At 46.6% G+C, this 26245-nt stretch carries 27 protein-coding genes and 5 pseudogenes; 23 read left to right on the top strand and 9 right to left on the bottom strand.

From position 1 onward, the window contains the following. Positions 1–20 precede the first annotated feature (20 nt). The 3 genes and pseudogenes from ACW5MY_RS02285 to ACW5MY_RS02295 all read right to left on the bottom strand — a co-directional run. Positions 21–236 (bottom strand): annotated as a pseudogene (locus ACW5MY_RS02285) (DUF2188 domain-containing protein); the annotation flags it as partial. Between the two features lie 57 nt (positions 237–293). Next, positions 294–701, bottom strand: coding sequence for a DUF5360 family protein (locus ACW5MY_RS02290; RefSeq protein ID WP_012116851.1), 408 nt, complete (start codon positions 699–701; stop codon positions 294–296). Continuing rightward, positions 698–1063 carry a DMT family transporter gene (locus tag ACW5MY_RS02295; protein WP_061573977.1) on the bottom strand — a complete coding sequence of 122 codons (366 nt, stop codon included), beginning with the start codon at positions 1061–1063 and terminating at the stop codon, positions 698–700. The genes ACW5MY_RS02290 and ACW5MY_RS02295 overlap by 4 nt, the downstream gene beginning before the upstream one ends. 116 nt (positions 1064–1179) lie before the next feature. Here ACW5MY_RS02295 and ACW5MY_RS02300 point away from each other — a divergent pair, with 116 nt between their 5' ends. The 4 genes and pseudogenes from ACW5MY_RS02300 (at position 1180) to ACW5MY_RS02315 (ending at position 3223) form a co-directional block, all read left to right on the top strand. Continuing rightward, positions 1180–1986, top strand: a complete 807-nt coding sequence (locus ACW5MY_RS02300) for an EcsC family protein (RefSeq protein ID WP_013351071.1) — start codon at positions 1180–1182, stop codon at positions 1984–1986. 100 nt (positions 1987–2086) lie between these two features. Beyond that, a pseudogene (gene gsiB / locus ACW5MY_RS02305) lies at positions 2087–2389 on the top strand (glucose starvation-inducible protein GsiB); the annotation flags it as partial. A 139-nt stretch (positions 2390–2528) separates the two neighbouring features. Beyond that, on the top strand, positions 2529–2870 hold the full coding sequence (locus ACW5MY_RS02310) for a cupin domain-containing protein (RefSeq protein ID WP_013351073.1): 342 nt from the start codon (positions 2529–2531) through the stop codon (positions 2868–2870). Continuing rightward, positions 2864–3223: a YdbC family protein gene (locus tag ACW5MY_RS02315; protein WP_013351074.1), complete on the top strand. Its 360-nt coding sequence runs from the start codon at positions 2864–2866 to the stop codon at positions 3221–3223. The genes ACW5MY_RS02310 and ACW5MY_RS02315 overlap by 7 nt, the downstream gene beginning before the upstream one ends. A gap of 24 nt (positions 3224–3247) precedes the next feature. On the opposite strand, the pseudogene ACW5MY_RS02320 reads toward ACW5MY_RS02315, so the two are convergent. Both ACW5MY_RS02320 and ACW5MY_RS02325 read right to left on the bottom strand, forming a co-directional pair. After that, a pseudogene (locus tag ACW5MY_RS02320) lies at positions 3248–4069 on the bottom strand (manganese catalase). Between the two features lie 83 nt (positions 4070–4152). Continuing rightward, positions 4153–5206: pseudogene (locus ACW5MY_RS02325) on the bottom strand (TRAP transporter substrate-binding protein). An 80-nt stretch (positions 5207–5286) separates the two neighbouring features. Between ACW5MY_RS02325 and ACW5MY_RS02330 the strand changes: the two are divergent. The 8 genes from ACW5MY_RS02330 (at position 5287) to ACW5MY_RS02365 (ending at position 13633) form a co-directional block, all read left to right on the top strand. Then, positions 5287–6909 carry an ATP-binding protein gene (locus ACW5MY_RS02330; RefSeq protein ID WP_065118481.1) on the top strand — a complete coding sequence of 541 codons (1623 nt, stop codon included), beginning with the start codon at positions 5287–5289 and terminating at the stop codon, positions 6907–6909. Further along, complete coding sequence (locus ACW5MY_RS02335) at positions 6884–7555, top strand: response regulator (protein ID WP_013351078.1); 672 nt, start codon at positions 6884–6886, stop codon at positions 7553–7555. Before ACW5MY_RS02330 ends, ACW5MY_RS02335 begins: the two co-directional genes overlap by 26 nt. A gap of 108 nt (positions 7556–7663) precedes the next feature. Continuing rightward, positions 7664–8920, top strand: a complete 1257-nt coding sequence (gene dctP / locus ACW5MY_RS02340) for a C4-dicarboxylate transporter DctP (protein ID WP_014469777.1) — start codon at positions 7664–7666, stop codon at positions 8918–8920. Between the two features lie 185 nt (positions 8921–9105). After that, on the top strand, positions 9106–10155 hold the full coding sequence (locus tag ACW5MY_RS02345) for an AI-2E family transporter (protein WP_013351080.1): 1050 nt from the start codon (positions 9106–9108) through the stop codon (positions 10153–10155). 101 nt (positions 10156–10256) lie between these two features. After that, complete coding sequence (locus tag ACW5MY_RS02350) at positions 10257–11183, top strand: ABC transporter ATP-binding protein (RefSeq protein ID WP_013351081.1); 927 nt, start codon at positions 10257–10259, stop codon at positions 11181–11183. Beyond that, a complete protein-coding gene (locus ACW5MY_RS02355) occupies positions 11176–11943 on the top strand; it encodes an ABC transporter permease (RefSeq protein ID WP_289394147.1) in 768 nt (255 codons plus the stop codon). The genes ACW5MY_RS02350 and ACW5MY_RS02355 overlap by 8 nt, the downstream gene beginning before the upstream one ends. A gap of 94 nt (positions 11944–12037) precedes the next feature. Further along, entirely contained in the window at positions 12038–12373 is a 336-nt protein-coding gene (locus ACW5MY_RS02360) for a hypothetical protein (protein ID WP_003156210.1), read from the top strand. Between the two features lie 114 nt (positions 12374–12487). Next, complete coding sequence (locus tag ACW5MY_RS02365; protein WP_013351083.1) at positions 12488–13633, top strand: acyl-CoA dehydrogenase family protein; 1146 nt, start codon at positions 12488–12490, stop codon at positions 13631–13633. 25 nt (positions 13634–13658) lie between these two features. On the opposite strand, the gene fbpB is transcribed toward ACW5MY_RS02365, so the two are convergent. Together fbpB and ACW5MY_RS02375 are read right to left on the bottom strand one after the other, a co-directional pair. Continuing rightward, positions 13659–13805, bottom strand: coding sequence for a Fur-regulated basic protein FbpB (fbpB, locus tag ACW5MY_RS02370; protein ID WP_013351084.1), 147 nt, complete (start codon positions 13803–13805; stop codon positions 13659–13661). Then, positions 13792–13972 (bottom strand): annotated as a pseudogene (locus ACW5MY_RS02375) (Fur-regulated basic protein FbpA). The gene fbpB and the pseudogene ACW5MY_RS02375 overlap by 14 nt, the downstream one beginning before the upstream one ends. A gap of 214 nt (positions 13973–14186) precedes the next feature. Between ACW5MY_RS02375 and ACW5MY_RS02380 the strand changes: the two are divergent. Continuing rightward, entirely contained in the window at positions 14187–15080 is an 894-nt protein-coding gene (locus tag ACW5MY_RS02380; protein WP_013351086.1) for a cation diffusion facilitator family transporter, read from the top strand. On the opposite strand, the gene ACW5MY_RS02385 is transcribed toward ACW5MY_RS02380, so the two are convergent. Further along, entirely contained in the window at positions 15077–15394 is a 318-nt protein-coding gene (locus ACW5MY_RS02385) for a thioredoxin family protein (RefSeq protein WP_003156200.1), read from the bottom strand. The two genes, ACW5MY_RS02380 and ACW5MY_RS02385, sit on opposite strands and share 4 nt — an antisense overlap. Positions 15395–15547: 153 nt before the next feature. Between ACW5MY_RS02385 and ACW5MY_RS02390 the strand changes: the two genes are divergently transcribed. The 5 genes from ACW5MY_RS02390 (at position 15548) to ACW5MY_RS02410 (ending at position 21947) form a co-directional block, all read left to right on the top strand. Next, the gene (locus tag ACW5MY_RS02390) at positions 15548–16633 is read left to right on the top strand and encodes a D-alanine--D-alanine ligase (RefSeq protein ID WP_013351087.1); all 1086 of its coding nucleotides are present in this window, start codon (positions 15548–15550) and stop codon (positions 16631–16633) included. A 76-nt stretch (positions 16634–16709) separates the two neighbouring features. Further along, entirely contained in the window at positions 16710–18080 is a 1371-nt protein-coding gene (locus ACW5MY_RS02395; protein WP_013351088.1) for a UDP-N-acetylmuramoyl-tripeptide--D-alanyl-D-alanine ligase, read from the top strand. A 330-nt stretch (positions 18081–18410) separates the two neighbouring features. After that, positions 18411–19895 (top strand): degradosome RNA helicase CshA, encoded by a 1485-nt coding sequence (gene cshA / locus ACW5MY_RS02400; protein WP_014469785.1) that lies wholly within the window; start codon positions 18411–18413, stop codon positions 19893–19895. Positions 19896–20011: 116 nt separating this feature from the next. Then, complete coding sequence (locus ACW5MY_RS02405) at positions 20012–20491, top strand: PH domain-containing protein (RefSeq protein WP_289394149.1); 480 nt, start codon at positions 20012–20014, stop codon at positions 20489–20491. After that, entirely contained in the window at positions 20481–21947 is a 1467-nt protein-coding gene (locus tag ACW5MY_RS02410; protein WP_289394150.1) for a PH domain-containing protein, read from the top strand. The genes ACW5MY_RS02405 and ACW5MY_RS02410 overlap by 11 nt, the downstream gene beginning before the upstream one ends. On the opposite strand, the gene ACW5MY_RS02415 is transcribed toward ACW5MY_RS02410, so the two are convergent. Beyond that, complete coding sequence (locus ACW5MY_RS02415; RefSeq protein WP_289394151.1) at positions 21944–22543, bottom strand: rhomboid family intramembrane serine protease; 600 nt, start codon at positions 22541–22543, stop codon at positions 21944–21946. The two genes, ACW5MY_RS02410 and ACW5MY_RS02415, sit on opposite strands and share 4 nt — an antisense overlap. A gap of 92 nt (positions 22544–22635) precedes the next feature. Here ACW5MY_RS02415 and acpS point away from each other — a divergent pair, with 92 nt between their 5' ends. From acpS to ndoA, 5 genes are all read left to right on the top strand, one after another. After that, positions 22636–23001 carry a holo-ACP synthase gene (gene acpS, locus ACW5MY_RS02420; protein ID WP_289394152.1) on the top strand — a complete coding sequence of 122 codons (366 nt, stop codon included), beginning with the start codon at positions 22636–22638 and terminating at the stop codon, positions 22999–23001. A 164-nt stretch (positions 23002–23165) separates the two neighbouring features. Then, positions 23166–24173 carry a LolA family protein gene (locus ACW5MY_RS02425; RefSeq protein ID WP_289394153.1) on the top strand — a complete coding sequence of 336 codons (1008 nt, stop codon included), beginning with the start codon at positions 23166–23168 and terminating at the stop codon, positions 24171–24173. Between the two features lie 116 nt (positions 24174–24289). Beyond that, on the top strand, positions 24290–25459 hold the full coding sequence (alr, locus tag ACW5MY_RS02430; RefSeq protein WP_289394154.1) for an alanine racemase: 1170 nt from the start codon (positions 24290–24292) through the stop codon (positions 25457–25459). Positions 25460–25577: 118 nt separating this feature from the next. Continuing rightward, complete coding sequence (gene endB, locus ACW5MY_RS02435; RefSeq protein WP_003156188.1) at positions 25578–25859, top strand: type II toxin-antitoxin system antitoxin EndoAI; 282 nt, start codon at positions 25578–25580, stop codon at positions 25857–25859. Positions 25860–25864: 5 nt separating this feature from the next. Beyond that, complete coding sequence (gene ndoA / locus ACW5MY_RS02440) at positions 25865–26215, top strand: type II toxin-antitoxin system endoribonuclease NdoA (RefSeq protein ID WP_003156187.1); 351 nt, start codon at positions 25865–25867, stop codon at positions 26213–26215. The last annotated feature ends 30 nt before the right edge of the window (positions 26216–26245 follow it).

Genomic DNA, 26245 nt, shown 5'->3' on the forward strand with positions numbered 1-26245 from the left:
TTTATTCCGATTCAATTTCCGCGTTTCGTTTCATCATCGTGTTTCATCAGCTGATCGATTTCTTCCTTAGAAGCGTTTTTTTTCCACTCTTTCGCCTGACTTGTCGCAATGGGGATGGCCCGTCCTTCTTCATAACCCTCATCCAACATCGCATTCGCGATTTCGATCGCTTTTTTCCTCACGGGTTTCTCAAGATTCTTTAATGATTGCGGATAATCTTTCATAGACCAAGGCATGTCTATCACTCCTTTATGAAATGTGTTTCCCGCCTGAAGAAAAAGAAAACCGCCTCATCAAAAAGAATGACAGCTATTTTTACGAGAGACCAGCAATTTCCGAATAAAATATAAAGGATAAAGAAGCAAATACAGATTGAATGCCCACCACATCAGATCAAAATCACCGATAAATACCCAAAAGGCAATCGCTTGCAGGCCTGAACAAAAGGTCAGCACAAGTGATATTAATGCGAAAGGGCGCCATAACGCATGTTTCCGTTTATAAAGAAACAAGCTGTACAGCCCGGTTATCGAAATGAAAATATCTAAGGGAAAGAATGACCAGTTCCAGGCCATGATCATGGCGTTATCATAGTCTTTAAACACCATGTTTTTTGGAATCCACTCAAAAAAAGTAACAATCCAATAAACGATAAATCCAATATCTGTAATGAGGAAGAGAACCTTTAACCCTTTCATCATCTGTTTCTGTCCGTATGAACGCTGATGCGGTTTGATGACGTTTCACTTTCAGAAATAAAGTTTAAGGAAACGACACCGATGATGATGAGAAGAACAGCGACAGCTTTTATGACAGAGAACTGTTCATGAAAGAAAAAAATTCCGATCAAGGAAATCAGTACGATCCCCATTCCCGACCAAACCGCATACGCGATCGAGACACTTATATATTTCAAAGTCAAAGTAAGAAAACAAAGGCTGCCGATATAAAACAATAACAATAAAATACTTGGGACAAGTTTTGTAAATCCATTTGATAATTTCATGCTGACCGTACCCATTACTTCAAAAATGATCGCTAAACTCAAATAAATCCAATATATAGAATTTAAAGAAAATTAAACAACGGAATGTTTTCCGGCTAAAAAACCCGGTCGGGTAAGAAAACACCATAAAGGTATACTATGAAGAAAGAATTCAGAAAGGACGTGCAGGACGGGTGACAGAAGAACGGGCAGACCTGGAAAGACAATTGAAAGACATTCAAAAATGGGAAAAGGCGCAGCAGAGGGTGATGTTCTGGAAAACGCTCACCCGCCTGCCGTTTCAGCTTTTGGACAAGCTGACACCTCAATTTATTCAGAGGAAAATCGGACGCATTCTCGATGAAACGGGAACGTTTATTCAGTCAGGCGGACAGTATCTCACATCAGAAAAGCGCATTATCAAAAAGTTTCAGAAACGGCTGCCGCACGGCACATGTCAAACGCTTCACGATATCCGGAATGCGCCGCTTGCTGTCATGGATGAAATCGCAGAAGCCATAGCGCGCACAAGCGTAAAGACCGCCACGGTGCAGGGAGCCGCAACGGGAGTCGGCGGCGTGTTTACGCTTGCGGCAGATATTCCGGCGATGCTCGGTCTGTCCTTAAAGACGCTGCAGGACATCGCGATTGCCTACGGCTTTGATCCGAAAGACAAAAAAGAACGAGTGTTTATCATCAAATTGCTCCAGCTGGCATCCAGTGACGTCATCGGAAAAAAAGCAATCCTGCGGGATTTACAGCAATATGATCAAAACGACCAAACCTATCAGCGCATTGCCTCGCAAATTCAAGGCTGGCGGGAAGTCGTTTACAGCTACCGCGACACGTTCGCCGCGAAAAAACTGCTGCAAATGGTTCCGGCCGCAGGCATCGTCTTCGGCGCCTCCGCCAACCGTTCAGCTTTAGAAAGTATTGCGGAAACAGGCATCATGCTTTATAAAAAGCGCCGGATTCTAAAACGCCTGAAAGATATAGAATGATAAAAAACCACCCGAAAACACATTCAATGTGTTTTCTTTGTTTATGAGTTCTGAAATCGGGAAACCAACAACCAACACCAATTAAAGGAGGAATTCAAAAATGGCACAAGAAAACAAAATGAGCAGAGAAGAAGCAGGTAAAAAAGGCGGACAAGCTACAAGCAATAACCATGACAAAGAATTCTATCAGGAAATTGGTCAAAAAGGCGGAGAAGCCACAAGCAAAAATCACGACAAAGAATTCTATCAGGAAATCGGTGAAAAAGGCGGAGAAGCCACAAGCAAAAATCACGACAAAGAATTCTATCAGGAAATCGGTGAAAAAGGCGGAGAAGCCACAAGCAAAAATCATGACAAAGAATTTTATAAGGAAATCGGCCAAAAAGGCGGAAACAGACGCAGCAGCTAATAAAAGCATAAAAGGCAGACAACCTGCAGATCAAAAGCGATCCGGCGCATCAGCTGGATCGCTTTTTATTTTGGGAAAATCTTGTTCTGGGCCGGCGTTGCGGTACAATAAATGAAAAAAGGAGTTTTCACTCGTGTCTGAAATGCAAAATTTACTCGCCATCGCCAATAAAGTCAAAGAAAAACACGACAATTTTTCAATCGCGGAGATCAATGACCACTGTGTGCGCCTCGCAGTGTTTACGGGAGAATATGACTGGCACCATCACCCTGACTCAGATGAATGGTTCATTGTTCTTGAAGGTGAGCTTCTGATCGATTTTAAGGACAAAGAAACTGCAGTGCTCAAAGCAAATGACAGCCTGCTCATCCCGAAAGGCACTATTCACCGTACACGCTCATACGTCAGAACCGTGAATCTTTGTGTCGAGCATACGCATGCGAAAACAGTCATCACAGAGGGACTGCCATGCTGATCAAAAAGATTGTATGTGAAACAGACGTTGCAAACGCTGAAGTATTTGCGCAAGCACAGTCACGGTGGGGAGCATTATCACGTGTAAATGGCTTCGTCAAACAGGCCGGCGGCTGGCGGAAAAACGCAGACGGTCTGTTCATCGCAGAGATCATCAGTGTTTGGGAGAACAGACAGGCCTATGATCATTTTATGGAGAACGAACATGACCGCATATACGAAGAAAACGAGCAGAAGGCTGCGATTCTTTCAATAGAAGTGATGCTGTACGAAGAGGATGAACCTTTCATTCACGGGCTGTTACATCATCCGGACATCCGATACGAACCTGATTGGACAGTTGTGCGCACATAAAAAAAGCCCTTTTAGAGGGCTTTTTTATTTTCGTCCGGGAAGCGTGTTGTGGACATAAGGCGGGACAGGATCCAGCTTAGCTATTTCGCCGTGCGCTTTCGGTTCTTTTTCGTATTCGAACGGTTCGCCGTCCGGCGCTTTTTCCTGCAGCCAATTCTGTTCAGCGCTTTCTCCGCCGTCTGAGAAATGAATAAGCTTATGGGAGAATGACTGTTTTTCCAGCGCCTTCGGGAATGTGGAAGGAACGATCGGGCCTTCCTGTGCCTCTAATTCTTTAATAGCCGCAAGCCATTGGTTTTGGTGCATCGTGTCACGCGCCAGCAGGAAGCTGAGCATATCTTTCACACCTTTATCATCGGTCATTTCATACAGGCGTGCGACTTGAAGCCTTCCTTGTGATTCGGCGTTCAGATTGGCGCGGAAGTCTGCCAAGAGGTTTCCGCTTGCGACGATATAGCCTGCGCTCTACGGAACGCCCGTGCTGCTCTCCGGCATTGCGCCGAGCCCTGAGACAATGGCATGGTGCGGGTTCATGCCGCCTAAAATGGACCCGATGACCGGATCATCAGCCGCTTTTTCCTGCTCTGCCAGCGGAGCATCTTCTAACAGTCTCGCAATCATCGTCGCGATCATTTCAACATGGCCGATTTCTTCCGTCGCGGTGTCCATCAGGAGATCTTTATATTTTTCATTGCCGCGTGTATTCCAGCCCTGAAACAAATATTGCATGGCGACGGATATTTCCCCGTATTGCCCGCCTAAGATTTCCTGCATCTTTTTTGCGAACAGCGGGTCAGGACGATCCGGTTTGGCCGGATGCTACAGTTTTTTCGTATGTGTAAACATGTCTCCATCTCCTTTTTTTATTTGTCCCTACTTACTTCCCCGTCAGGAAAAGGGATGAAACGGAGATGGGCGTATTGGTCCTGCTAAGGATCGCGGCGCAAGGATAACAGATCTTCCACAAGCCCGCGGCCGATCACCTGCTCATATTGCCCGTAAACCGGGTCGAGACGTTTCATCCATTTTTTCTTTTCCGCTTTCGTCAGCACGTGAATATTGATGGATGAATTCTTCTTGATTTCTTCAAGCTGGTCTTTATTCATTTTCTCAGCGGAGGCTTCGTTCCATTCCGTCGTTTCTTTCATTGCCTCCGTTAAGATGGTTCTCGTTTTTTCAGTCTGTGAATTCCAGAAATGCTCGTCGGTCATTACGGCATAACCGAGGTATCCGTGATTGCTGATTGTCAAATAAATCTTGAACATTATAAAATTTTTTAGAATAGATATTTGAAATCGTATTTTCCTCTCCGTCTACGAGATTGCTTTCTAAGAGCTGAAACGTGGAATTAAAAGAATCCTGCCGCGGCTGCGCGCCAAGCAGGCGGTACTGATCCTCTATTACACTGCTCGGCATGATCCTGAGAGCCTGTCCCTTTAAGTCATCCGGTGTGAAGATCGGCCCTTTATTTGATGTGAGCTGCTTAAACCCGTTTGTCCAGTACGCCAGTCCTTTCAAATGATGCTTTTCTAAAGATGCGAACAGGCGGGTGCCGATTTTGCCGTTTAAGCCTTCCTGCACGGCCTTATAGCTGGTAAACGCGTATGGCAGATCCAAAACACCCCATTCGGGAGAGAGTGATCCGAGCTTTGAGGTGGAGGGAGCGATGAATTGCACGTCCCCATTTTGAAGGGCGTTTATTTCTTCATTATCTGAATAGAGGCTCCCGTTTGGAAACACCTCTACTTTAATGGTGCCGCCGGACTTTTGATAGACCAGGTCGGCAAACTTATTCGCTGCCCGCCCTTTAGGCGTGTTTTCAGCAACGACATGGCTGAATTTGAAAACAATTTGATCTTTCAGGCCTTCCTGTTCGTCATCATAATACGGATCTTCCGTTGAGAAACGATCATGAAAGCCGATGAATAAAGCGGTTCCAATACCGAGTACCATCAGGCTGAGACAAGTCAGCAAGCTTTTCATCGAAAACCCCCTCCGCCATTTTCTATAACAAGCATAATCGGGCGGGCCGGTTTCGTAAAGAGACGGAAAGGAAGAGGCCAATGACGAAAAAAAAGCTCACCATCCGCTGGAAAATCACCATACTTTCTTATATCGTCGTGCTTTTTACCTTTTTGATCGTAGGCATCGTGCTGATCGGCAATATTCAGCATACAGAAGAGCGCGAGCTGAAAAAACGGCTGATGAATACCGCGCGGACGGTATCTGAGATGACGGATGTCAAACGCGCTCTCGAGCAGAAAAAACAGAGAGAAGACGTGCGCCATGCGGTCGAAGAAATAAGGATCATCAATGAAGCGGACTACATCGTCGTCATGGATATGGATCATATCCGCTATTCACATCCCGTCAGCACAATGATCGGAAAGCGTTCAAGGGGCGAGGACGAAGCAGCGGCGTTCGCCGAGCACATTTATTTTTCTGAAGCAAAGGGAGAGATCGGCACCGCCGTCCGCGCTTTTTATCCCGTAAAAGACCGGGATTTGAATCAGATCGGTGTCGTCCTTGCGGGTAAAACGCTGCCGGGCTTTGGTGAAATTCTTCTTCAGCTGAAGCATGAAATTCTGTTTATCGTTCTGTTGGCGCTCGGCTTCGGACTGGCGGGCTCCTTTTTGCTGGCCCGCCACATCAAAAAACAGATGTTTTGGCTGGAGCCTCATGAGATCGTGAGAATGTATGAGGAACGGACCGCTACGTTTCATTCGATGAATGAGGGTGTCATCGCGATTGATAATCAGCACCACATCACCATTTTTAATGAAAAAGCGAAGCAGATATTCAATGTCAGTCAAGATACCGATGGCAGATTGATCTGGGACGTATTAAAAGATTCCCGGCTCCCTGAAATCGTCGAGCGGAACCAAGCTGTATATAATGAAGAAATCCAAGTCAGCGGAAAGGTGATCATGAGCAGCAGAATTCCGATCGTCATGAAAAAGAAGGTCATCGGAGCCGTCGCCATTTTCCAGGACAGGACGGAGGCGGCGAAAATGGCTGAAGAACTGACAGGCGTAAAAAATTTTGTCGATGCGCTCAGAGTCCAAAACCACGAACATATGAACAAGCTCCACACCATCGCGGGACTGATTCAGCTCGGAAAATCAGAAAAAGCGCTCCAGCTCGCTTTCAAGGCATCGTCAGAACAAGAAAGCGTCACTGAATTTCTTCATCAGGCCATTCAGAATGACGCCGCGGCGGGGCTTTTGTTAAGCAAAATCAAAAGAGGAAAAGAGCTCGGCATTTCTGTGAAAATTGATGAAAACAGCAGCTTCTCGGAATTTCCGGAGCATGTCGACCAGCATGACATCGTCGTCCTGCTCGGCAATTTAATAGAAAATGCATTCGGCGCATTTGAAACAGCGGACACGGAGGACAAACACATTGACATCAGTATCGAGCAAAATGATGAAGTGCTTGCTATATTAATAGAAGACAACGGAAGCGGGATTTCCGATCAGCACATCCCGCGCCTTTATGAAAAAGGGTTTACCGTCAATAAAACGGGGGGCACGGGATACGGATTGTACCTCGTCAAACAAATCGTCGACAAAGGGATGGGCGTCATTGAAGTTGACTCACAGCAGGGACAGGGAACGGCATTTTCAATTTTATTTCCGATGAAGGGGGAGGAATCATTAAATGGACATCAAGGTGCTGCTTATTGAAGATGATCCGATGGTGCAGGAAGTGAATAAAGAATTTATCACCGGTGTTTCGGGGTTCAGCGTCATCGCCACGGCCGCTAACGGAGACGAGGGAATCAGGCTCATAAAAGAACTGCGCCCCGACCTCGTGATATTAGACGTGTACATGCCGAAAAAAGACGGCATTAAAACGCTCCAGGAAATCAGAAAACAAAAGCTCGAAGTGGACGTCATCATCGTCTCGGCTGCAAAAGACAAAGAGACGATCCAGCTTATGCTGCAAAACGGTGCGGCCGATTACATTTTGAAGCCGTTCAAGCTGGAGCGGATGAGACAGGCGCTCGAAAACTTTAAACAATATAAACGCAAAATCGAAGAGCATGACACCATGTCGCAGGATCAGCTTGACGCGCTGCTTAAAATTCCGCAAAATCAGTCCCGGAATCTGCCGAAGGGGTTAAATCATTTTACGATGAATGAAATTTTGACCTATATGAAACAGCAGACGGAGCCGCTTTCAGCTGAAGAAGCCGCCAAAGCGCTCGGAATCGCCAGGGTGACGGCGCGGCGTTATCTCGATTTCCTTGAAAAGGACGGCCAGATAAAGCTGGACATTCAATACGGAGGAGTGGGCCGGCCGGTTAACCGCTACAAATTCGTCCATTAGCCAAGACCAAAAAGACCAAAATGTCCGTTATGATCATAAGCTTCCCCTCTCTTCATGAAAACGCTATCATTTGTACATAGACGCAGCGAGAGGCAAGGGGGAGTAGGGATGAAAATTTTCAAAAATCTCACGGTGCAAGTCATCACGGCGGTCATCATCGGCGTCATCGTCGGGCTCGTATGGCCTGAGGCCGGGAAACAAATGAAACCGCTCGGCGATACATTTATCAATGCGGTAAAAATGATTATCGCCCCGATCATATTCCTGACGATCGTGCTTGGCATCGCCAAGATGGGAGACATGAAAAAAGTCGGCAAAGTCGGGGGAAAAGCATTTATTTATTTTGAGGTCGTAACCACTATCGCCCTTATTATCGGACTTCTGGTCGTCAATATCATGAAGCCGGGTGAAGGGCTTGATTACAGCAAGCTTGAAAAAGGAGATGTCTCTCAGTACACGCAAAACGGGGGACAGGGAATTGACTGGATTGAATTTATCACTCACATCGTTCCGTCAAACATGGTTGACGCTTTTGCGAAAGGCGATATTCTTCAGGTCTTATTCTTTTCTGTTTTATTCGGGGTAGGTCTGGCGGCGCTGGGTGAGAGAGGCAAAAGCATTATTGATTTCTTCGATAAACTGTCACACGTCTTTTTCAAAATCATCGGCTACATCATGCGCGCGGCGCCGATCGGCGCATTCGGGGCCATGGCCTATACAATCGGCCACTTCGGACTGGATTCCATCAAGCCGCTGGCGAGTCTGATGCTGTCTGTATACATTACGATGTTCCTGTTTGTATTTGTCGCTTTGAATATCATTTGCAGAATATTCGGTTTCAGTTTGTGGAACTATCTCCGGTTTATCAAAGATGAACTGCTCATCGTTCTCGGCACAAGCTCTTCTGAGTCGGTTCTGCCGCGGATGATGGATAAAATGGAGCGCTACGGCTGTTCAAAATCGGTTGTCGGCCTTGTCATTCCGACGGGATATTCCTTTAATCTGGACGGCACCTCGATTTATCTATCCATGGCGACGGTTTTTCTGGCGCAGGTGTTCGGCGTTGACCTTACGATCGGTCAGCAGATTACGATCATTCTCGTGTTGATGCTGACATCAAAAGGCGCGGCGGGCGTAACCGGAAGCGGATTTATCGTGCTCGCCTCCACCTTGTCAGCGCTTCAGGTTATCCCGCTGGAAGGGCTTGCGCTGCTCCTCGGTGTTGACCGCTTTATGAGTGAAGGAAGGGCGATCGTCAATCTGATCGGAAACGGAATCGCCACCATTATCGTAGCCAAGAGCGAAAATGAGTTTGACGAAGTGAAAAGCACACAGGCCGTAAAAGAAATGAAAACGGCGGTTTAAAAGGGGAGGAACGGCATGCATCGGGCATGCCGTTCTTTTTTTCGGCCGCTATGAGTAAAAAAGATAAATTTGTTTAAATTTATTAGGAGGTGGACAAAGACCTTAGCGTCATTTTGTTATATAATTTACAATTAGAGAGTGAAAGATGAAATCTAAGGGCTTTTTGTCCTAGCAGGAGTGTATAAATGGCGGCTATTTTTAAATTTTTTCAGCATCCGGGTGTCAGACGTTTTTCCGTTTTTCTTGTTTTGACTGGGGTGTTAGTTGTATTCCGAAGTATGATTAATTTGATTTTGCTTACGTTTATTTTTACTTTTCTGATGGATCGGCTGGAGACTGTCATCAGGCATGTGTTGAACCATTTTTTCCGGATCAGCCAGAGGGTGGTCATTACCGTTTTATATATTGCGCTGGCTGTCGGAGCGACTGTGGGAGGCTTTGTCTTTTACCCGATTGTTGCCAAGCAGATTGAACAGCTGATTAAGCAGATCAAGCACATCGCGTATCATCCCGATGTCATCCCGTTTTATGAAGAAATATCGAGCGTGTTCGGCGATATTAATATCGGTTCCTATGTAAAAGAAGGATTTAATGTACTGTATACATACTTGGCCGATATCAGCACTTTCGGTTTGCAGGTCGTGATGTCACTGATTCTCAGCATGTTTTTCCTGTTCGAGAAAAAGCGGCTCACGGAGTTTATGAAAAAATTTCAGCACAGCAAGCTGTCTGTTTTTTACTACGAACTTGCTTATTTCGGCAGCAAGTTTGCGAGAACGTTCGGCAAAGTGCTTGAAGCTCAATTTATTATCGCGCTGGTGAACTGTATCCTCACCTTGATCGCATTGGCGATTCTGCATTTTCCGCAGCTGTTCGGCCTGTCAATCATGGTCTTTTTCCTCGGGCTCATTCCCGTTGCGGGTGTGGTGATTTCGCTCATTCCGCTCAGTATCATCGCGTATACGACGGGCGGCGCTGCGTATGTCATCTACATCGTACTGGTCATTTTCGTCATTCATGCGATTGAGACTTACTTCCTTAATCCGAAACTGATGTCAGCGAAAACGGAACTTCCGATCTTTTTTACCTTTACAGTTTTAATTTTCTCGGAACATTTCTTCGGCATTTGGGGCTTGATTATCGGGATTCCGATTTTTGTGTTCCTGCTGGATATTCTGGATGTCGTCAATAACGAAGAGATGGAAAAATCTGAACCGGAGCCGGATAAGACGTAACATCAGCTCCGCTCTTCACGAATATATGACAAATGTTATAATGCAGACAGTGCCTTATGTACGGGCACTGTTTATTTTTTGTGAAAAAGGAGGAAGGCTGTATGACTGAGCCGATTTTACATATCGAAGGCCTTGACAAAACAATAGGCAAAAAGCACATTTTAAAAAACATCAGCTTGGATGTCAGGCAGGGCGAGATCATCGGTTTGCTCGGTCCGAATGGATCGGGGAAAACCACACTTATCAGAATCATCGTCGGCCTTTTAAAGAAAAACAGCGGTACGATTACAATTAACGGTTTTCAGCACGATGCTGATTTCGAAAAAGCGCTTGAATCTGTCGGAGCAATCGTAGAAAACCCTGAATTCTACCCATATCTGACGGGGTGGGAAAATCTGAAGCACTTTGCCAATATGCACAAGAACATCAAGGAGGACAGGCTTCAAGAAGTAATCGAGCGGGTCGGTCTCGCAAATGCCGTTCACGACAAAGTTAAAACGTATTCCCTCGGTATGCGTCAGCGCCTCGGCATCGCACAAGCCATTCTTCACCGTCCGAAGCTGCTCATTTTAGATGAACCGACAAACGGGCTTGATCCCGGCGGAATGAAGGATTTCCGCAACCATTTAAAAGAGCTCGCGGAGCTTGAGGGGACGAGCATCCTCTTCGCGACGCATTTACTGCGTGAAGTGGAGGATCTTTGCGACCGTGTCATCATCATTCAAAAAGGTGAAATCAAAACAGAGGTCGTCCTGCGCGGCGCTGCGGAAAAAGAGGAAAAAGCCGTCATCGACATCCAGCCGGCTGACAAAGCATTTGAATGGCTGTCCGAACAGCAATTTGCTCCGGAGAAAAACGGCGGGGGCATTACTGTCACCGTATCGAAGAAGGACATCCCGGCATTAAACCGGGCGCTCGTCGGACAAGACTTTCTCGTGTATTCCATCATGCCGTATGCGGAATCGCTTGAGGATGAATTCATGAAAGTGACGACGGCGCTTCAAGAGGAGGGGGAGACGAATGTTTAAATTGACAGCAAATGAGCATATGAAGCTCTTTAATCGAAAAGTCTCATTAGTGGCGCTTATTCTGATGGCCGTTCTCCAGTTTATTATGGCGCTTGTCATTAAACGGCTTGTCATCAGCTCCGGAACGGACGAGAATTTCATCGGCTATATGGCGTACGCACCCGGGCTGAATATTCTGCTCGAGGCATTAACGATCGTGATCGCGGCAACGATCATTTCCGCTGAATTTGATAAGAAAACGATCAAATTTTTGTTAATCCGCCCGGTAAAGCGGGAGCGCATTTTTATATCTAAACTCATTACCGTATTTTTGGTCAGCCTGTACCTGTATGCGGTGTACTATATTCTGTCACTGCTTTTCGGCATCGCTTTCTTCGGTATGTCGGTGACATCTGAATCAGGGACGCTTCTCGTGAACACGCTGAAAGTAATCGGCACGAACTGGGTTGAGGCATTTGCGATGGCATGCTTCGGATTGCTGTGCTCTTCCTTATTCCGAAACAGCGCCACGGCTGTCATTTTATCATTTATCGTGCTGTACGGCGCAAAATCACTCGTGACGATTATGTCTCTCTTCCAAAACAAATGGGGAAGCTTCCTGCTGTTCGCGAATACTGACCTGACGCAATACATGAGCGGGGCGAAACCGCTGTTTGCGGGAATGACGCCGTTATTTTCCGTGGGCATTATCATTATCCATATCGTCTTCTACTTAGCCGTCGCTTGGTGGAGTTTTTGCAAACGCGATGTTCGGGTGTAAAGTAAAGGAATGACATTTTTGTGAAAAAGATCACGATAAATCAATAATTTATGCTATTTTGATTTATAATAAAGGTAATGACGGAGGTGCTCACTTGAGAAATTTTATTACCGCATTACCGATTGTGTTATTGCTTGGTTTTTCCTTTGTTTCATTCATGTTCCAATTCGAACATCTTGTTTATTTCAGGCTTGCGCTGGGGTTGTTTTCTACAGTGGGTCTGTTTCTCTTATATAAAATGAAGACGGGATTCCGTTATTTCATCATCTATCTGTATGCAAGCTGGATCGTGCTCGCGGCAGTTACCGCTTTTGAAGAGCCGATTTTCTCAAGCTTTTTCTTTGGCGGGCTTGTTATGACGATGGGCTATCTCACATATATGCTGATCTATCTCGGGCTCAAGCAGGACCGCGGCCCGGAAGCAGTCTGAACGCGCTATTCTACGGAATAGCGTGTTTTTTTGTACAGCCTCACAGTTGCGGAACAAGACTTGAATCTCTATAATACTTATTAACTTTATCGGAATTATAATGGGGGGATTCCAGTGTCTTTATGGATACAGAACGAACGGCAGAGAGAATGGATGGAAAAAATCGGCCTTCTTGCAGATGAATTTCAAAAAACAGCCGCGCTTGATGATGAAGAGGGCCGATTTCCCGCAGAGAAAATTCAAAGATTGCGGGACGCTGGTTATACGGCGCTAACGGTACCTGAGGCTTTCGGCGGAGCAGGCATCTCGGTTTACGATATGGTGCTGTTTCAGGAACGGCTGGCTAGGGGGGACGCGGCCGTTGCTCTCGGAATCGGCTGGCATTTATCCGTCATGGGAGAGCTCGGAGAAGAAAACAGCTGGAATGAAGATGTCTTTTCATTTATCGCAGAAGAAGTGAAAAAGGGAGCCGTCTTGAACTGGGCAGCGACGGAAAAGCAGACCGGCAGCCCGACGAGAGGGGGAAGACCAGGCACTTCCGCGGTGAAAAAAGACGGTCAATGGGTGCTGAACGGCCGAAAAACCTTTACAACCCTTTCACTGACTTTGGATTATATGCTGGTGACGGCATGGATTGAAGAAAAGCAAACGACCGGCGTTTTTCTCATCCATAAAGACCAGGCGGGCGTTTCGGTCGAAGAAACATGGGATATGATTGCCATGAAGGCGACCGGAAGCCATGATCTTCTTTTAGATCATGTCATGGTCAGTGACGAGCGGCTCGTGGAGCTTTTCAGCGGGCCGAGAGGGGCAAAAGTGAACGGCTGGCTGCTCCACATTCCCGCTGCTTATTTAGGCATCGCTCAAGCGGCAAGGGACTATGCCGTCCGGTTTGCATCCGAATATTCGCCGAACAGCCTGAACGGTCCGATTAAAGACGTGCCGGCCGTTCAGCAGCGTGTCGGGGAGATGGAGCTGGAATTGTTAAAAGCGAGACAGTTTCTCTTCACGGCGGCGCAAATGTATGATGACCCAAAACGCCGTCCGTTTATAAAAAGCGAGCTCGGCGCGGCAAAACACATTGTGACAAATGCCGCCCTTTCTATTGTTGATAAAGCGATGAGAATCACCGGCGCGAAAAGCCTGGAACGAAATAATCCGCTTCAGCGGTATTACCGGGATGCCCGGGCGGGACTTCACAACCCGCCGATGGACGATGCGGTCATCGGCAAATTAGCGGCGGAAGCATTTGAGCAATAAAAAAAGAGCCTGAAAAAGGCTCTTTTTATGTATGGCTGTTGTGCTGAAGCCGTTTTTGATGCTTGCGGTCAATTCTGTCATAGATCACATTCATCAGCTTTTGATTATTCATGATGGCGGCCTTGTTTTCTTTTATCAGCTGTTCGTAAGTTTTTATTTTACGTTTCGGCATGAGTCCGCACCTTCCTTACATATTTGATATTCGCTTTCTAGCTCTCCAAGCGATAATTCGTATAAATGCCGTTCCGACTTTTTGTATATTCCGTTATTAATCAGCAAATGGATCAGATGCTTTTTTCGTCCTTCAACTGATGATCTGAGTTGAGGAGAAGATCTCATGATTACCCTCCTATCAAATGATATTGATAATCATTATCAGTTAATGAAAGTATACAATGTGAATATTCATATGTAAAGGAAAAATACCGCCAATTTTTCGACAAAAAGTTTCCCGGGGAATAATGCTGTCGAATTGATTGCATTTCCGGCAGATCAAAACTGCTATTTTTCTGCTTTTCCATCCATACTATGAATGAGAATGGAGGCGTCTTATATGAATGATCAAACGGCAAACTTAAAACGGGGCGAAAAAGGCGCGCTTCTCAATATCGCTGCGTACCTCATCCTTGCCGCCGTGAAACTGGTGATCGGTCTTGTTTATCATTCCGAAGCGCTCAGAGCGGACGGGTTAAATAATGCTACGGATATTGTCGCATCACTGGCTGTGCTGATCGGGCTCCGGATTTCCCAGCGCCCCGCGGACAGCGATCATGCCTACGGACATTATAGGGCTGAAACAATTTCTTCATTAATTGCGTCTTTTATTATGATGGCGGTCGGTATTGAAGTGCTGATCGGAGGAGCGAAGGCGGTCGTGAGCGGTACGGAGACCGAGCCGAGCTTCATTGCGGCTTGGACGGCGCTCGGAAGCGCGATTGTAATGTACGGCATGTATGTATACAACAGCCGTCTGGCGGATCGGATCAAAAGTTCGGCGCTTCATGCGGCGGCGAAAGACAGCCGTTCTGACGCTTATGTCAGTATTGGGGCGTTCATAGGCGTCGTAACGGCCCGGTTTCATCTGCCGTGGATTGATCCGGTCATTGCTTTTCTGATCGGGATCATCATCTGCAAGACGGCATGGGACATCTTCAAAGATGCTTCCCACTCATTGACGGACGGGTTTGACCTGAAAGATTTGGAGCCGTACAAACATACGGTGAAAGAAATAAAAGAAGTCAGCAGGCTGAAGGTTGTGAAAGCAAGGTATTTGGGGAGCACGGTTCATGTGGAAATGGTCATTACGGTAGATCCGGGACTGTCTGTGAAGGAAGGCCATGAAGTAGCCGATGAGGTCGAATATGCAATAAAACATGAACATGATGTTACTCATGTCCATGTCCATGTAGAGCCTGAAGTCATAAACAAAGATCGCGGAACGAATTAAATATGCTGTGATAAAAACTCAGTGACTTCTTCAGGAGTTTTAGCGTTTGCGCTGTGAAGATGCGCTTTCTTTTCTCCGTTTTTAAAGATCAGAAGGCTCGGAATGCCCATCACCTGATATTTGTCGGCAAGCTCAGGGAGCTCATCTCTGTTCAATTCATACCAATCATTTTGATTATATTCTTCCAAAATATCGCCGATGAACATATTCATGCGCGTGCAGTCAGGGCACCAGTCAGCGAAAAACTTCACGATGATTTCCTTGTCGGATTGAATAAGTTCATTAAATTGTTCTGTTGTACTGATTTTTTTCATATGACACATCTCCTTTTCCATGCCATTTTAATATAAAATAAAAAGGAATTACATACAAATGCTTTCATATGCAGAATGCCCAAAAATAATTAGATCATTTTCTGAGGAAAATGATAAGATAGTAAAGATGAATTGTTGTGGGGGGAATATCCATTGAAAACAAGTCTAGGATTGGTGTACGGCGGAAAGTCAGCTGAACACAATGTATCGCTTCAGACAGCACTTGCTGTAACAAAAGCGCTTAATACTGATAAGTTTGATATACATCCGATTTACATCACGGAAAAAGGAGAATGGCAAAGAGGTCCGCTTCTGACTGAACCGGTTTCCAACGTGAAAATGCTGCAGCTGGAACAAAATGGTGAAAGTTTCGCTCTTTCCGCATTGAACCGGGAAATGTTTCCTGAAGCGTCGGCTGATGAAAAGGCGCCGATTGACGTCGTATTTCCGCTTCTCCACGGACCGAACGGTGAGGACGGCACGATCCAGGGGCTTCTTGAATTGCTGAACGTTCCTTATGTCGGCAACGGAGTGCTTGCGTCATCAGCGGGCATGGATAAAGTCATCATGAAGCATTTGTTCGCTCAAGCGGGGCTTCCGCAGGCGAAGTACGCCGCTTTCTTAAAAAAGGATTGGAAACAGACTCCGGACAGCTGCTTACAGCAGGTTGAAGAGGAATTGGGGTATCCGTGCTTTGTCAAACCGGCGAACCTCGGTTCAAGTGTCGGAATCAGCAAATGCCGAAACCGTGAAGAGCTTGAAAAAGCCTTTGAACTGGCTTTTGAGTATGACCGGAAAATTGTTGTGGAAGAAGGAATCGCCGGCAGAGAAATTGAAATCGGCGTGCTCGGAAATGACGAACCGAAATGCTCCGCTGTCGGTGAAATCGCGCCAAAAACCGATTTTTACGACTACAAAGCGAAATACGAAGATGGCGACACGGATTTAATGATTCCCGCGCAAGTGACGGATGAACAATACGCGGAAATCAGCGAGATGGCGATTAAAGCCTTCAAAGCGATTGACGGCTCAGGCCTTGTCCGCGCCGATTTCTTCCTGACCAATGACGGTCAAGTGCTCATTAACGAAGTGAACACAATGCCGGGCTTTACGCCATTCAGCATGTTCCCGCTGCTATGGAAAGAAGCCGGCGTAGATTACAGTGATCTGATTGAACAGCTGGTTGAGCTGGCAAAAGAGCGCCATGCCGAGAAACAGCTGATTAAACATACATTTTAATGAAGACTGACACTGCCTGTAGGGGCAGTGTCTTTTCCCGTAACAGACAACATTTTCAGAAAGCGAGGTGCCACCTTTGATAAAGCGAACTGTAAAACGAATCGCCGACATGGTCAAAGGCACACTGACAAATCCCGTATTTGAACAAACAATGATAGAGGGCGCCGCAACCGATACGCGGACTTTGGAAAAAAATCAGCTGTTCATCCCATTAAAAGGCGAGCATTTTAACGGCCACACCTTTGTGCCGCAGGCCTTCGAAAAAGGCGTTTCCGCCGTATTGTGGGACCGCTCCGAACCAAATCCGCCGAAAGAGCGTGCTGTCATCCTTGTCGATGATACGCTGGAGGCGCTGCAAAAATTGGCAAAAGCTTATTTAGAAGAGCTCGGCACACGGGTCATCGGGGTGACCGGAAGCAACGGAAAAACGACAACAAAAGACATGCTTCACGCCGTCCTCGGCACTCAATACCGCGTTCACAAAACCGCCGGCAATTTTAACAACCATATCGGCCTGCCGCTGACCGTGCTTGCCATGCCTGAGGATACGGAAATTGCCGTTTTAGAAATGGGAATGAGCGCGAGAGGCGAAATTGATTTTCTGAGCCGCCTTGCTGAACCGGAAGCGGCCGTCATTACCAATATCGGCGAATCCCACATGCAGGATTTAGGCTCAAGAGAAGGAATTGCAGAGGCAAAACTTGAAATTATAAACGGACTTCGGGAAGACGGCGTGCTGTTTTATTTCGGAGATGAGCCGCTGCTGCGCGAGAAGGCGTACACTTGCCGGACAACGACATACGGCGAAGGTGCGGACAATGATCTCCGCTTGAAAGAAATAAAGCAGGGGGAAGAAGGCACATATTTCACTATCGACAGTATTGATCGTTCTTTCTTTATTCCCGTTCTCGGCCGGCATAATGTGATGAACGCCATGGGCGCATACGCCGCCGGCATCTATTTCGGCATTACGCCGGAAAATGCAGCTCTGGGACTGAGCCGTCTGAAGGTGACGGGAATGAGATTGGAACTGGTCAAAACGGAAAACGGCATCTCAATCGTAAACGACGCCTATAATGCGAGCCCGACGTCAATGAAAGCGGCGATTGAATTAATCGAAACGATGAAAGGCTATCGGAAGAAAATGCTTGTTCTCGGTGATATGCTTGAACTCGGTGATGAAGAAAAAGTATTCCACGAAGAATGCGGGGCCGCGATCAATCCGGCGGAAATCGACCATGTGTTTACTTACGGCACTCTCGGCGCATTCATTGCTGACGGAGCACGCAAACATTTTGAAGAGGGCCGCGTCAGCCATTATCTTGATAAAAAAGAACTGCTTGAGGCTATCCGGGAAAATGCCGCTTCCGGCGATCTCCTTCTGTTTAAAGCATCAAGAGGTATGAAGCTTGAAGAAACCGTTAAAGATTTATTAGAGAAGAACTGAAGAAATACTGATCAGCATCATAAAAATCTGCAAAAATGAAGAAACTAATTCAGGGTGAAATAATTCTGTCCGTATGAAAAAGAAATACCGACGGCTGGAAAATCCCGCCCGGCGCGGGGGCCGGCGTCAATTGCGGGAAGAATCCGGTCAGGCTGCTTCCGGCCGCCTGACCATCTCGCCTTATTGAAAAACACATAGTGTAATGGTAAGATTAAACGTAAAGTAATTCGGGCTTTGTATACGTATGATCCTGTCCTTTACATGGAAGGGCAGTTTTTAGTGGTAAATCACGACATTACTGAAACAGCAATCAGAAGGAGTTTGAATAATTTGACTATAACGTTTCAAGATTTCCAATTAAGTTCTGATCTCATGAAATCAATCAATCGTATGGGATTTGAAGAAGCAACACCGATTCAGGCACAAACGATTCCGCTCGGACTTTTAAATAAAGATGTCATCGGACAAGCGCAAACAGGTACAGGTAAAACAGCTGCGTTCGGTATACCCCTTGTTGAAAAAATGAACCCCGAGTCTCCTAATATTCAAGCAATCGTAATCGCGCCAACCCGTGAATTAGCCATTCAAGTATCTGAAGAGTTATATAAAATCGGACAAGATAAGCGTGCGAAAGTGCTGCCTATTTACGGCGGTCAGGATATCGGACGTCAAATCCGCGCATTGAAGAAAAACCCGCATATCATCGTAGGTACGCCGGGACGTCTTCTTGACCATATCAACCGCCGCACGATCCGTTTAAACAACGTGAACACGGTTGTCATGGATGAGGCAGATGAAATGCTGAACATGGGATTCATTGATGATATCGAATCTATTCTCTCAAACGTGCCGAGCGAGCACCAAACGCTCTTATTCTCAGCAACAATGCCTGCGCCGATCAAACGGATCGCAGAGCGTTTCATGACTGAGCCGGAGCACGTAAAAGTAAAAGCGAAAGAAATGACTGTATCAAACATCCAGCAGTTCTACTTGGAAGTGCAAGAACGCAAAAAATTCGACACGCTGACTCGTCTTCTTGACATTCAGTCTCCGGAACTTGCGATCGTATTCGGCCGTACAAAACGCCGTGTTGACGAATTAGCGGAAGCTCTGAACCTTCGCGGATATGCGGCTGAAGGAATTCACGGTGACTTAACGCAGGCGAAGCGTATGGTAGCGCTCCGCAAGTTTAAAGAAGGTGCGATCGAAGTGCTTGTAGCGACTGACGTTGCTGCCCGCGGACTTGATATCTCAGGCGTTACCCACGTGTACAACTTTGACGTGCCTCAAGATCCTGAAAGCTACGTTCACCGTATCGGAAGAACGGGCCGCGCAGGAAAAACGGGTATGGCGATGACGTTTATCACACCGCGTGAGAAAAGCATGCTTCGCGCGATTGAACAGACGACAAAACGCAAAATGGACCGCATGAAAGAGCCGACGCTTGACGAAGCATTAGAAGGACAGCAGCAGGTGACGGTTGACCGTCTGCGCACGACGATCAGCGAAAACAACCTGAACTTCTACATGACGGCAGCTGCGGAACTGTTAGAAGATCATGATGCAGTGACAGTTGTGGCTGCAGCCATTAAAATGGCGACTAAAGAGCCGGACAGCACGCCTGTACGCCTCACTGATGAAGCGCCGATGGTCAGCAAACGCTATAAAAACCAGCGTACTTCTAAGCGCAGAGACGGCCAAGGCGGCGGCTACCGCGGCGGTAAAGGGAAAAGCAGCAACCGTTCTTCCTACGATAAAAAACGTTCAAACGACCGCCGTTCTTCAGGTGACAGACGCCAGAAAAAATCATACTAAGACACAGAAAGCGGACCCTTCTATGGGGTCCGCTTTTTTTCGATATGCCGGAAAGTGAATCTTTTTTGCAAATCAGCCGTATTTGTATGTATGATAAAAAATGGGAGGTAGGTATATTGAGAGCACAGCCAAAAAATCGAATCAGTCCAAGCGGCTTAAAAGTCTGGCGTCTTCAGGAAGTCATCTTGTCCGCCGTTTGTCTTCTAGCGGTCATAACAGCAGCTGTTTTAAGCCATTTCTTCCATTGGCCGTATTGGATCACGGGAGTCCTCGGCATCATTTGGATTATCGGGTCAGTGATATCCATCTATGCCATACCGAAAATCAGGCACAGGATATGGCGTTATGAAGTCCATGAAAATGAAATTGATATTCAATCCGGCATTTTTATTGTCAAACGGGTCATTGTGCCAATGGTGAGGGTGCAGCACGTAGACACTTCACAAGGCCCTCTCCTCAGAAAATATCGGCTGGCCTCAGTCAAAATCTCCACGGCGGCAACCGTTCATTCCATTCCGGCGCTTGATATGGAGGAAGCTGACCGGCTGAGGGATTCCATTTCCCGTCTGGCAAGGGTGACGGAAGATGATGTCTGAACCGAAACGTCTGCACCCGGCGGCCGTGATTTTGAACTTATTCCATATTATTATCGAAACTATTAAAAACATTATTCTTCCTTTTTTTCTCGTCTATATCGTCAATTCCAACCATTTCATCCGCTTTTATGGCGGCATTGCGCTCGCCGTTCTGCTGATCTGGCTGATTACAGCAAGTGTGATCGAGTGGAGAAAGTTCACGTATCGGATTGAAGACGGAGAATTCAGGATTGAAGAAGGCTTATTTTTTACGAAAAAAAGATACATCTCCATTGACCGCATTCAATCAATGAATACGAGTGCCGGCGTCGTTCAGCAGCTTTTTAAGCTTGTGAAGCTGCAAATTGAAACGGCCGGCGACGGGAAAAATGCCGAGGCTGTCTTATCCGCGATTACTGTGGATGAGGCGGAACGGATCAGAGCGGCTGTTTTTCAGCAAAAAGCCGAGCAAGAAGAGCACCGGGAAACTGCAGCGGAGCAGGAGCCCGTGCGTGAGGATGATGTGCAATCCGTCTACCGCCTGTCTTTAGGTGAGCTGCTCATGGCCGCCTCAACATCCGGAGGAATCGGTGTCATCATCTCAGCGGTATTCGCCCTCATTTCTCAGATTGATGAAGTATTTCCGATGGACTGGCTCTATGACAGGTTTTCTTTTCTCAAGCATGCGAGCATCGGCATTTACGCCGTGATCATTTTCGTCGGTTTGTTCATCGCCTGGCTGTTAAGCATCGCCGGTATGATGATCAAGCATGCGAACTTTAAAATAGAGAAAAAGGAACATGAATTGGTCATTACCAGAGGAATTATTGAGAAGCATCAAGTGACGATCCCGCTCCGTAAAATCCAGGCCATCAAAATTAAAGAAAATGTCATCAGACAGGTATTCGGCTACGCGACGGTTGCGATTGTCAGCGCCGGCAGTGCGGGGAATGAGAAAGAAGGCGCTCAGACGATTCTGTTTCCGATCATCCGCAAATCAAGGCTCGGTGTGATGCTCAAGGATTTCACCCCGGATTACGTGCTGGACGAAAATCGGCATCATTTGCCGAAGAGATCGCTGCGCCGATATTTATTCCGCTCCGTTATCTTCTCGGTTTTCGTGATCATTCCGCTTTGTATTCTGTTTAAACCGTGGGGATATGCATCGCTGCTTGTGCTTCCCGCCGAACTGGTGCTGGGCTATGCCTCGTTTAGGAGTGCGTCATGGTGCTTAAACGGCGGCCGGCTGCAGATCACCACGAGGCTGATCGGGAAGACGACCACGATTATGCTGAGAAGAAGAATGCAGATGTTCGAAGTCAGCCGATCCTTTCTTCAAAAAAGAAGACGGCTCGCATCCGTGGCTACAGCGGTGAAATCAGCTCACCACATGGAGCATGTCATGCTGAGGGATGTCAGCGAGGAAGATGCCGAACGCATCGGGCGCTGGTATTCATATGAAAAAGCGGACGGTTAATACCGCCGCTTTTTTTGCTGCACGCATAAAAAAGAAAGCAAAAATCCGCCTGCCAGTCCGAACAAATGCGCCATAATGTTAATATTAGAATTGATAAACGTCGACAGTACCGCAATGACAAGCAGGGTCATAATCATTTTCGACTGGTCCCGGCCGATCAGCTCCTTGCGGAAAACAGTCAGAAACACATACACGCCGAAAAGTCCGAAGATCGCACCTGATGCGCCGACATGTACATAATCAAGCGGTTCGACAAGATACGTGCCGATATTGCCGATGATGCCTGATGCGATGTACACAATCAGAAAGCGGACTTTTCCGAGCATTTGCTCAAGCGGGGGCGCGAATAAAAAGAGAGACATGGAGTTAAACAGAAGGTGGGTGAAATTCGCGTGTAAAAACATCGGTGTCACCAGCCGCCACCATTCTCCTTCGGCAACGCCGTAATTATAGCCGGTCACTGCATCTGACCACATCATGACGGAATGAAGCGGCAGGCTGAATAACAGCCACAAGAACGCCTGTAGCGCCAAAATACAGCTGACGGCCGGATAACGTCTGATAAAAGTCTGGAAATTTTCCGTTCGTATAAACATCGCAAGCCCCTTTGCATCTGATTTGTTACATATATAGTAACACGTTTATGACATAAACCGTTTTTTAGTACGGACTTTTAGGAGGAATTCACATGATTTTCGGAATCGGAATCGACATCGTTGAACTGCACAGAATTGAAAACATGCTCAGCCGGCAGACGAGGTTTCCGCAAAGAATATTGACGGAGGCTGAATACGCCCGTTTTACACAGCTGTCAGACAAAAGGAAAATTGAATTTCTCGCGGGAAGGTTTGCGGCAAAAGAAGCCTTTTCGAAAGCATACGGCACAGGTATCGGCAAAGAGCTCAGTTTTCAGGATATTGAAATCGGGAAGGACCCGGCGGGAAAGCCTGTGCTGACCTGTGCCAAGCTGGACGGCGCGGCACTTCACGTCTCCATTACCCATACAAAAGAATACGCTACGGCGCAGGTCGTGATTGAAAGGTTGTCACGCTAGTCTGCATATTAGCCGAAACCCCTTCATATATTTGATAGTGCATTAAGGGAGACAAGTTGTTTGAGGCTTTTATGGTACGCGTCCGGCCGTTCAGGGCGTACCGTTAAAGTCAAACAAGCGATTTCTTCCCTTTACATCAATTGAGAAGAAGGGGTTGAAAAAAGGTGAGAAAAAGCTTTGTTTTGCTTTTAACGGGACTGCTTGCCGTCCTTATTCTTTCGGCCTGCGGCCAAAAATCACAGGAAGATATTGTGAACGGTTTAGATAAGAAGGCGAAAGAATACACCTCGTACAAGGCGAAAGCCAAAATGACCATTCAAACGGGGAGTGATCCGCAAGTATACAATGTGGAAATCTGGCATAAAAAACCTTCCCTGTACCGGGTCTATCTGGAAAATCCGAAAAAAGACCAAAACCAAGTCATTTTGCGGAACGCCAACGGAGTATTTGTCCTCACGCCGTCTTTAAATAAGAGCTTCAGATTCCAAAGCGACTGGCCGAATAACAGCAGTCAAGTATATTTGTTCGAGTCACTTGTAAAGGATGTGCAAAGTGACAAAGACGCCGTCTATTCCGCCAAAGATAAAAAGTACACTTTTGAAACGAAAACAAACTATCAGCACAACAAAATGCTGCCGACGCAAGAAATCACTTTCAACAAAAAGGACATGAGCCCGTCGCTCGTCAAAGTCATGGATACAGACCGGAAAGTGATGGTGAAAGTCGAATTCAAAAGCTTTGAATTCAACAAACCGTTTGACAAAGATTCTTTTGACGAGAAGAAAAATATGACGCTCTCCCAGATGGACGTCGCCACAAGCGCCAAGCCGTCTGATTCATTTGCTGTGAAAACTCCGCTTCAATTGCCGGCCGGCGTCAAAAAGCTTGAAGAAAAAGGTATTTCAACAGCGGACGGCAAACGGATCGTCATGACATACGGCGGGGAAAAATCATTCACGCTCATTCAGGAAAAAGCCCAAATCGCAAAAGCAGCCTCTGCCGTCACGCTGAACGGCGAACCGGTTAATCTCGGCTTCACGGTCGCCGCGCTGTCTGATACGTCTTTAACGTGGACATATGACGGAGTCGATTATCTCCTGTCATCGAAGGATCTTACCAAAGACGAAATGGTGGCAGCCGCCAAAAGCATGCAGGGACAGTCATCAAAATAACGTCAAAAAAGAGGCCGCCGCTGTCGGTCTCTTTCTTTTTTTGATTTCACTTTGCAGAATAATTTTAGTATGATAATAACAATATGGATTGAAAATAATGCTAGGAAGTGTATCGAGTGAACACAGCATCCTTTTACAGAGATACGTGGGCGGAAATCAACCTGTCTGCGATTAAAGAAAATATTACACATATGAAAAAACACATCGGCGAAAACGTCCATCTCATGGCGGTTGTAAAGGCGAACGCGTACGGCCACGGAGATTTGGAAGTCGGGAAAGCCGCGCTTGAAGCGGGTGCCTCTTGTCTTGCCGTTGCCATACTGGATGAAGCGATCTCATTGAGAAAACGTGGCATTACAGCGCCGATTCTCGTGCTTGGCGCCGTGCCGCCTGAATATGTACAAGCAGCTGCCGAAGATGACGTAACACTGACGGGATATTCTGTTGAATGGCTTCAGGAAGCCGCGCGCCACCTCGGAAGTGAAACAGTGCCGTTTCACCTGAAAGTCGATACCGGCATGAACAGACTCGGGGTCAAAACGGAGGAAGAAATCCAAAGCGTATTAAAAATCCTCAGCCAAAACCCGGGTTTAGTCTGTAAAGGCGTTTTTACCCATTTTGCTACCGCGGATGAAAAAAACAGGGATTATTTCCTTTTCCAATTTGAGCGCTTTAAAAAATTGATTGCTCCGCTTCCATTAAAGGAATTGATGGTGCATTGCGCGAACAGCGCTGCCGGCCTTCGTCTTAAAAAAGGCTTCTTTAACGCGGTTCGTTTCGGCATCAGTATGTACGGGCTTCGTCCTTCTTCCGACATCCAAAATGAAATTCCGTTTCAATTAAAGCCGGCTTTTACGCTGCACTCTGTTTTGTCCCATGTGAAAAAGATCCGCAAAGGGGAAAGCGTCAGCTACGGAGCGACATATACGGCAGAGAAGGATCAATGGATCGGAACCGTTCCCATCGGCTATGCAGACGGCTGGCTCCGCAAGCTGAGCGGTACGGCTGTGCTGATCGACGGCAGACGGATGAACATTGCGGGAAGAATCTGCATGGACCAATTGATGGTAGAACTAGACCAATCTTATCCGCCGGGCACCAAAGTCACCCTGATCGGCAGCCAGAAGGAAGAAACGATCACGATGGACGAAATTGCCGGGCGGCTTGAGACGATTAATTACGAGATCCCTTGTACGATTAGTTCCCGCGTTCCCCGTATGTTTTTGGAAAATGAGAGTATAATGGAAGTAAGAAATCCTTTACTGCAAGAAAATACAAGTAAGTAACCGTCATCCGGAAAAAGAGAATTTATAAAACAGCTTTGCTTGACGTTTGAATAATGGTATCATTATGTCTGGATGGATAATTGGTCGTATCCGTAAGTTTGGTGGAGGTGTATGTTTTTTGTCTGAATCCAGCGCAAGAACCGAAATGAAAATCAGCTTGCCTGAAAACTTAGTAGCTGAATTGGATGGTGTAGCGATGCGGGAGAAACGAAGCAGAAACGAACTGATATCACAGGCAGTGAGAGCGTATGTCAGCGAACGGACAACTCGCCATAACCGTGATTTGATGAGACGCGGGTATATGGAAATGGCGAAAATCAACTTGAATATTTCTTCTGAGGCTCACTATGCTGAGTGCGAAGCAGAAACGACGGTTGAGCGCTTAGTCAGCGGAGGATAATCATTTTGATTGTAAAGCGCGGCGATGTTTATTTTGCTGATTTATCTCCTGTTGTTGGCTCAGAGCAAGGCGGCGTACGCCCGGTTTTAGTGATCCAAAATGATATCGGAAATCGCTTTAGCCCAACTGCTATTGTTGCAGCCATAACAGCCCAAATACAGAAAGCGAAATTACCAACCCACGTCGAAATTGATGCAAAACGCTACGGTTTTGAAAGAGATTCCGTTATTTTGCTGGAGCAAATTCGGACGATTGACAAGCAAAGATTAACGGATAAAATAACTCATCTGGATGATGAAATGATGGATAAGGTTGATGAAGCCCTGCAAATCAGTTTGGCACTCATTGATTTTTAGTCATATTTTTCTGGTTGCTCATATAGAGCA

Source organism: Bacillus sp. Bwzl_19 (assembly GCF_054900515.1).

Coding starts and splice junctions, on each gene's coding strand:
- ACW5MY_RS02290 (WP_012116851.1), bottom strand. CDS start 701: ATGATGAAAGGGTTAAAGGTTCTCTTCCTCATTACAGATATTGGATTT.
- ACW5MY_RS02315 (WP_013351074.1), top strand. CDS start 2,864: ATGCTGATCAAAAAGATTGTATGTGAAACAGACGTTGCAAACGCTGAA.
- ACW5MY_RS02330 (WP_065118481.1), top strand. CDS start 5,287: ATGACGAAAAAAAAGCTCACCATCCGCTGGAAAATCACCATACTTTCT.
- ACW5MY_RS02335 (WP_013351078.1), top strand. CDS start 6,884: ATGGACATCAAGGTGCTGCTTATTGAAGATGATCCGATGGTGCAGGAA.
- dctP (WP_014469777.1), top strand. CDS start 7,664: ATGAAAATTTTCAAAAATCTCACGGTGCAAGTCATCACGGCGGTCATC.
- ACW5MY_RS02345 (WP_013351080.1), top strand. CDS start 9,106: ATGGCGGCTATTTTTAAATTTTTTCAGCATCCGGGTGTCAGACGTTTT.
- ACW5MY_RS02350 (WP_013351081.1), top strand. CDS start 10,257: ATGACTGAGCCGATTTTACATATCGAAGGCCTTGACAAAACAATAGGC.
- ACW5MY_RS02355 (WP_289394147.1), top strand. CDS start 11,176: ATGTTTAAATTGACAGCAAATGAGCATATGAAGCTCTTTAATCGAAAA.
- fbpB (WP_013351084.1), bottom strand. CDS start 13,805: ATGCCGAAACGTAAAATAAAAACTTACGAACAGCTGATAAAAGAAAAC.
- ACW5MY_RS02380 (WP_013351086.1), top strand. CDS start 14,187: ATGAATGATCAAACGGCAAACTTAAAACGGGGCGAAAAAGGCGCGCTT.
- ACW5MY_RS02385 (WP_003156200.1), bottom strand. CDS start 15,394: ATGAAAAAAATCAGTACAACAGAACAATTTAATGAACTTATTCAATCC.
- ACW5MY_RS02410 (WP_289394150.1), top strand. CDS start 20,481: ATGATGTCTGAACCGAAACGTCTGCACCCGGCGGCCGTGATTTTGAAC.
- ACW5MY_RS02415 (WP_289394151.1), bottom strand. CDS start 22,543: ATGTTTATACGAACGGAAAATTTCCAGACTTTTATCAGACGTTATCCG.
- acpS (WP_289394152.1), top strand. CDS start 22,636: ATGATTTTCGGAATCGGAATCGACATCGTTGAACTGCACAGAATTGAA.